6 protein-coding genes are annotated in these 5,689 nt (G+C 69.0%); 2 read left to right on the top strand and 4 right to left on the bottom strand.

Annotated elements, in window-relative coordinates; translation table 11 throughout:
• Positions 1–109 precede the first annotated feature (109 nt).
• The 3 genes from ACNPM4_RS10355 to ACNPM4_RS10345 are packed head-to-tail and all read right to left on the bottom strand — an operon-like array spanning position 110 to position 3,785.
• Positions 110–1,750 (bottom strand): DNA repair helicase XPB, encoded by a 1,641-nt coding sequence (locus ACNPM4_RS10355; RefSeq protein ID WP_029262740.1) that lies wholly within the window; start codon positions 1,748–1,750, stop codon positions 110–112.
• A gap of 36 nt (positions 1,751–1,786) precedes the next feature.
• Entirely contained in the window at positions 1,787–3,499 is a 1,713-nt protein-coding gene (locus ACNPM4_RS10350) for a helicase-associated domain-containing protein (protein ID WP_448985610.1), read from the bottom strand.
• Positions 3,500–3,509: 10 nt separating this feature from the next.
• The gene (locus ACNPM4_RS10345) at positions 3,510–3,785 is read right to left on the bottom strand and encodes a hypothetical protein (RefSeq protein WP_029262738.1); all 276 of its coding nucleotides are present in this window, start codon (positions 3,783–3,785) and stop codon (positions 3,510–3,512) included.
• 118 nt (positions 3,786–3,903) lie between these two features.
• On the opposite strand from ACNPM4_RS10345, the gene ACNPM4_RS10340 reads away from it, so the two are divergent.
• Positions 3,904–4,284 carry a cold-shock protein gene (locus ACNPM4_RS10340; RefSeq protein ID WP_029262737.1) on the top strand — a complete coding sequence of 127 codons (381 nt, stop codon included), beginning with the start codon at positions 3,904–3,906 and terminating at the stop codon, positions 4,282–4,284.
• Positions 4,268–4,846, top strand: coding sequence for a DUF3027 domain-containing protein (locus ACNPM4_RS10335; protein WP_448985608.1), 579 nt, complete (start codon positions 4,268–4,270; stop codon positions 4,844–4,846). Before ACNPM4_RS10340 ends, ACNPM4_RS10335 begins: the two co-directional genes overlap by 17 nt.
• Positions 4,847–4,856: 10 nt before the next feature.
• On the opposite strand, the gene serC is transcribed toward ACNPM4_RS10335, so the two are convergent.
• Positions 4,857–5,689, bottom strand: an 833-nt coding sequence (gene serC / locus ACNPM4_RS10330) for a phosphoserine transaminase (RefSeq protein WP_448985606.1), incomplete at its 5' end; no start/stop codon positions are given.

Genomic DNA, 5,689 nt, shown 5'->3' with positions numbered 1-5,689 from the left:
CGGCATCGTCCGCACAGCGAGCAGGGTGACGGGCGCCGGCGTCGGAAGCGGAACCCATCGCCTGGACCCGATGCTGCACGGCTGAGCGGTACAGCCGCCGGAGGGAGGCTCAGGCTGCGATCGCGTCCGAATCCATGATCGTGTAGCTGTACCCCTGCTCGGCCAGGAAGCGCTGGCGGTTCTGCGCATAGTCCTGGTCGATCGTGTCGCGCGCGACGAGGGTGTAGAAGCTTGCGGTGTGTCCGGACTGCTTGGGGCGCAGCAGTCGACCGAGTCGCTGCGCCTCCTCCTGGCGGGATCCGAACGAGCCGGACACCTGGATGGCGACCGAGGCCTCCGGCAGGTCGATGGAGAAGTTCGCGACCTTCGACACGACGAGGAGCGAGATCTCGCCCTCGCGGAAGGCGCGATAGAGCTCCTCGCGCTCGTCGATCGGGGTCGCACCCGTGATCTGGGGAGCATCCAGGGCGGCCGACAGCGACTCGAGCTGATCGAGGTACTGTCCGATCACGAGGATGCGCTCGCCCTGATGCTTCGCGATCAGCTCGCGCACCGCCTTGACCTTGGCCGGAGCGGATGCCGCGAGTCGGTACCGTTCGTCGTCGGTGGCAGCGGCGTACTCGAGGCGGTCGCTCGGCGGGAGGTCTACGCGCACCTCGTAGCAGGCGGCGGGGGAGATGAAGCCCTGCGCCTCGATCTGCTTCCACGGGGCGTCGAAGCGCTTGGGGCCGATCAGGCTGAACACGTCGCCCTCGCGGCCGTCCTCGCGCACGAGGGTCGCGGTGAGTCCGATACGGCGGCGGGCCTGGAGATCGGCGGTGAGCTTGAACACCGGCGCCGGCAGCAGGTGGACCTCGTCGTACACGATGAGGCCCCAGTCGAGGGCGTCCAGCAGCGCGAGATGAGCGTACTCGCCCTTCCGCTTGGCGGTGAGGATCTGATAGGTCGCGATCGTGACGGGCTTGACCTCTTTGGCCTGGCCCGAGTACTCGCCGATCTCTTCGGGAGTGAGGCTCGTGCGCTTCAACAGTTCGTCGCGCCACTGTCGTGCGGAGACGGTGTTGGTGACCAGGATCAGCGTGGTGGTCTTGGTCGCCGCCATCGCGCCGGCGCCGACGATCGTCTTGCCCGCGCCGCAGGGCAGGACCACGACGCCCGATCCGTCCTTCGAGAAGGCGTCGACGGCGTCCTGCTGATAGGGGCGGATGTGCCAGCCGTCCTCGGCGAGGTCGATCTCGTGCGGAGTGCCCGGTGTGTAACCGGCGAGATCCTCGGCAGGCCAGCCGATCTTCAGCAGTTCCTGCTTGATCTGCCCGCGCGCCCAGGCGTCCACCACGAAGACCTCGGGAGTCGGATGCCCGATCAGGAGGGGCTGAATGCGCTTGTTGTTCGCGACCTGGGCGAGTACGGCGGGGTCGGAGGAGCGCAGGATGAGGGTTCCCTCGTCGTCGCGCTCGATGACCAGCCGGCCGTAGCGGTTCACGGTCTCGCGCAGATCGACGGAGACCGACGGCGGAACGGGGAAGCGCGACCAGCGATCGAGTGTCTCCAGCATGTCTTCCGCGGTGTGCCCGGCGGCGCGTGCGTTCCACAGCCCGAGGCGGGTGATCCGGTAGGTGTGGATGTGCTCGGGGGCTCGTTCCAACTCGGCGAAGATCGCGAGTTCGTGGCGGGCGCTCTCGGCGTCGGCGTGGGCGACTTCGAGCAGCACGGTGCGATCGCTCTGGACGATCAGGGGGCCATCAGACATAGCTGTCCAGCTTACCGGTCGCGAGAGGCACTGGGCCTACGGCGCGACGATCGTCGCTGCGAGGATGCTCGACACCGGGAGCGTGCGCTCGACGTCGGCCGCACGGTCCCGGCCGCGAAGACGACCACCACCCATCCCCGTGGCTTCGAGGAGGAGTTCTCGGGTGGAGCCGTCCGGCATCCCGACCGTGACCTGGAGGACGGATTTCGCGCGCACCGCCGCCTCGAGCTCCCGGTCGAGCCAGGCGGCGTCGGCATCCGGGCCCTGGTGCGAACGCAGGCGTGTGATGAGGGGGGTGAGATCCAGGGTGTCCAGGTCGGGCAGCGTCGCCGGGGCGGCGGGGTGCCGTTCGCGCACCAGGAGAGCACCGTCCGCGCCGACCAGAGTCGCCGGATACCTCGCGTCGGTGAGCGCCCAGTACACCGTCTCGCGGCTGACGCGGGTGGTGAGCGACCCGACGTGCACCGCGAGCGCGAGCGGACGCAGCGACTGGTCGACGGCCATCGCCTGGATGAGGTGCGAATCCGTGCTCTCGATCCGCGTGCGACCGGTCTCCTCGTCCGTGAACACGCGGACGAGGCCGTGCCGTTGAGCGGTCTGTGCGATCAGGTAGCCGAGCGGCTGCGGTATGCCTGTGAGGGAGAGGGAGCCGAGGAACTCGAGGATCGACTGCTCGGTCTCGCCGGCGACGAACGCGTGCGCCACCGATTCCGTGGTGAACCGGTACGACGATGCCTGGGCCGCTGACTCGCGGGCGGCGATCGTGCGAAGACGCACATCGAGTGCGGGTTCCAGCGGGCCGGGGGCGATCGCCGTGAGGTCGTTCTGCAGGAAGATCCGGTCCACTTCCGCCGGCAGCAGCCGCACGAGGGTCCGAGCGTCGGCATCGCCTCCGGTGCGCAGCCCGACGGCCCATTCCGGTTCGCTGCCGTCTTCGGCGATCAGCCCGAGCAGCCGCGCTGCCTCGTGCAGGACACGGGCGCGGTCGGGCCACGCCGGATCCCACGGATGCGCGTGGCTCCACGACTGTGGAGGCGTCCACCCGCCGTCGGGAGAACGGACGCCGCGCGGCAGGGCGTCGCGGAACGACGTCGCCAGCACGCTCCAGCGTTCGACCGCCGAGGAGCGCAGCCAGGCTTCTGCGGATTGGCTCGATCGCAGGCGGCGGTCCGCCGCGACCGCGAGCCCGGACTCGAGCGCGATCGACACGAGCGTGTCCACGATCTCCACGGGCACGCCGGCTTCGCCGAGCTGACGCTTCTCGCCGGCGTTCACGCCTCCGCCGGTGAGCAGCGAGAACGGATTCTCCCTCGCGACGAGAAGCAGGTCCGCGAGCACGGCGACCGTCGTGAACGCACGTTCTGCGGCGTGGGCCGATGCCGTCTCGGAGGAGGGGACGGCGGTCGGCTGATCGGCCGGGAGGTCCGGAACCGAGCGCCCCGCGAGCGCTGCGGTCACGGGGGGATACGGGGCGCCGTCCGCCCGGAGCAGGGCCAGTGCCGTCAAGCTCTCCTGCTGCACTCCGGCGCCCACGCCTGAGGCCGCGTCGATCAGCGCCTTCGCTTCCGCGGCGGTCAGCGAGGGAAGAACTTTCGACAGGGAGGTGGGGTCGAGGAGGGACTCGGCGGCGTCGAAGAAATCCTGCCAGCCGACGTCCGGTCGCACCCGGCGCGCCGTGAACAGTCGTCGGAGGTCATCGTCGCTCGCCTCCGACAGCCAATCCGCCAGCGGTCGCGCGTGAGTGCTCATGGCCGGTGCCTCACGAACGCGAAGACGCGCGGCCCTTCCGGATGAAGCTCATCGTGAGGAGGGCGATGATCATCACGAAGGCGAGAGGAAGGCCCCAATAGGGGATCGCGGCGATGAGGGGCCACACGCCATGGCCGAAAGCCTCTTGATCCATGCCGACCCAGGTGCCGATGATGATGGCGAAGAAACACACCACAGCGGCAGCGGCGATTCCGAGCGCGCCGAAGGTCAGGAAGCGGTCCACCCGACGGATGGGGACCTCCGGCTCGGAATTCTGCGTGCTCATCCGTCCCAGCCTACTCGCACTGCGCCCATCGGTTCCGCGGGCCGTGCGACCGGTAGGCTGGGGGGACGCGCACGAGCGCGCCCACTGTTCTGCATATCGATCTCAGCGAGGTTCTCCCATGCCCACCGGCAAGGTCAGGTTCTACGACGAAGACAAGGGTTTCGGCTTCATCGCCAGCGATGACGGCCAGGACGTCTTCCTGCACGCCTCCGCGATGCCTACCGGCACCGCTGTGAAGGCCGGTGCGCGCGTGGAGTTCGGCGTCGCCGATGGCAAGCGCGGTCTCCAGGCTCTGTCGGTGCGTGTGCTCGAAGCGCCGCCCAGCCTGTCGAAGGCCAAGCGGAAGCCGGCCGATGACATGGCGATCATCGTCGAAGACCTCGTCAAGCTGCTCGACGGCATCGGCGGAGACCTGCGCCGCGGGCGCTACCCCGCCTCCGGACACGGCCGCAAGATCGCTGCCGTCCTGCGCAAGGTCGCTGATGACCTCGAAGCCTGACGCCGACGCGCGTCTCGTCGGCGCCCACGATCTCGCCCTGGCAGCCCTGGGCGAGATCACTCCCGCGTCCACGATCGGTCCCGCAGCCGGGTACCTCATCGAAGAGGACGGCTCTGTGTCGTTGCGGTTCGAGAACCGTCTGGCCGGCTACCCCGGCTGGTACTGGACCGTGACCGTCGCGCAGGTCGATGATGAGGATCCGACGGTCCTCGAGCTCGAGCTTCTGCCCGGCGACGGAGCCCTTCTGGCGCCGGAATGGGTGCCCTGGGCCGAACGTCTGGCCGAGTACCGCGCGCATCAGGTGGAACTCGCGGAGGCAGCGGCCGCCGCGGGCGGAGAGAACGCCGAGGATGCCGACGACCTCGATCTCGATGACGAGGATGCTCTCGACGACGACATCCTCGACGATGACGACGATGAGCTCGACGAGGACGATGACCGTGCCGCGGACATCCTCCACGCAGGCGATCTCGACGGGGTCGACATCGATGAGCTCGACGAATCCGACGACGACGTCGACGCCCTGGATGCGGACGCCGCTGAGGTCGACGAAGAGGAGTGAGGGCGGGCGCTCAGGCGCCCAGGTTCTCCAGCACGAAGTCGATCGAGCGGGTGAGTTGACGCACGTCGTCCGGGTCGATCGACACGAAGGTCGCGACGCGTAGCTGGTTGCGTCCGAGCTTGCGATACGGCTCGGTGTCGACGATGCCGTTCGCCCGGAGGGTCTTCGCGATCGCCGCCGCGTCGATGCTGTCGTCGAAGTCGATCGTGGCGACCACCGGAGAGCGGTGTGCGGCGTCCGTCACGAAGGGCGTGGCGACCGACGACGCCTCGGCCCAGTCGTACAGCACTGAGGACGACTCGGACGTGCGGGCCGCCGCCCAGACGAGCCCACCGTTGTCGAGGAGCCAGCGCAGCTGGCTGTCGAGCAGGTGCAGCGTGGTCAGTGCAGGGGTGTTGAGCGTCTGGTTGAGCCGGGAGTTGTCCACGGCGTTCTTCAGGCTCAGGAACTCGGGGATGTACCGACCGGATGCCGCGATGCGCTCGATGCGCTCGATCGCAGCCGGTGAAACCGCCGCGAACCACAGGCCGCCGTCCGAACCCAGGTTCTTCTGCGGGGCGAAGTAGTAGACGTCGGCCTGAGCCGCGTCGAAGTCGATGCCGCCGGCGGCGCTCGTCGCATCGATGACGGTCAGCGCGCCGTCGGCGTCGATGCGGCGGACGGGAGCGGCGACGCCGGTCGAGGTCTCGTTGTGGGGCCAGGCATAGACGTCGACACCCGGCACGGGCTCGGCGACGGTCAGGGACCCGGGCTCGGCCTTGCGCACGTCGGGAGCCTCGAGCCAGGGGGCACCGGCTGCGGCGGCGAACTTACCGCCGAACTCGCCGAAGACGAGGTTCTGGC

It is taken from the genome of Microbacterium umsixpiens, from assembly GCF_053543675.1.
This window is presented reverse-complemented; position numbering and strand designations above follow the sequence as displayed.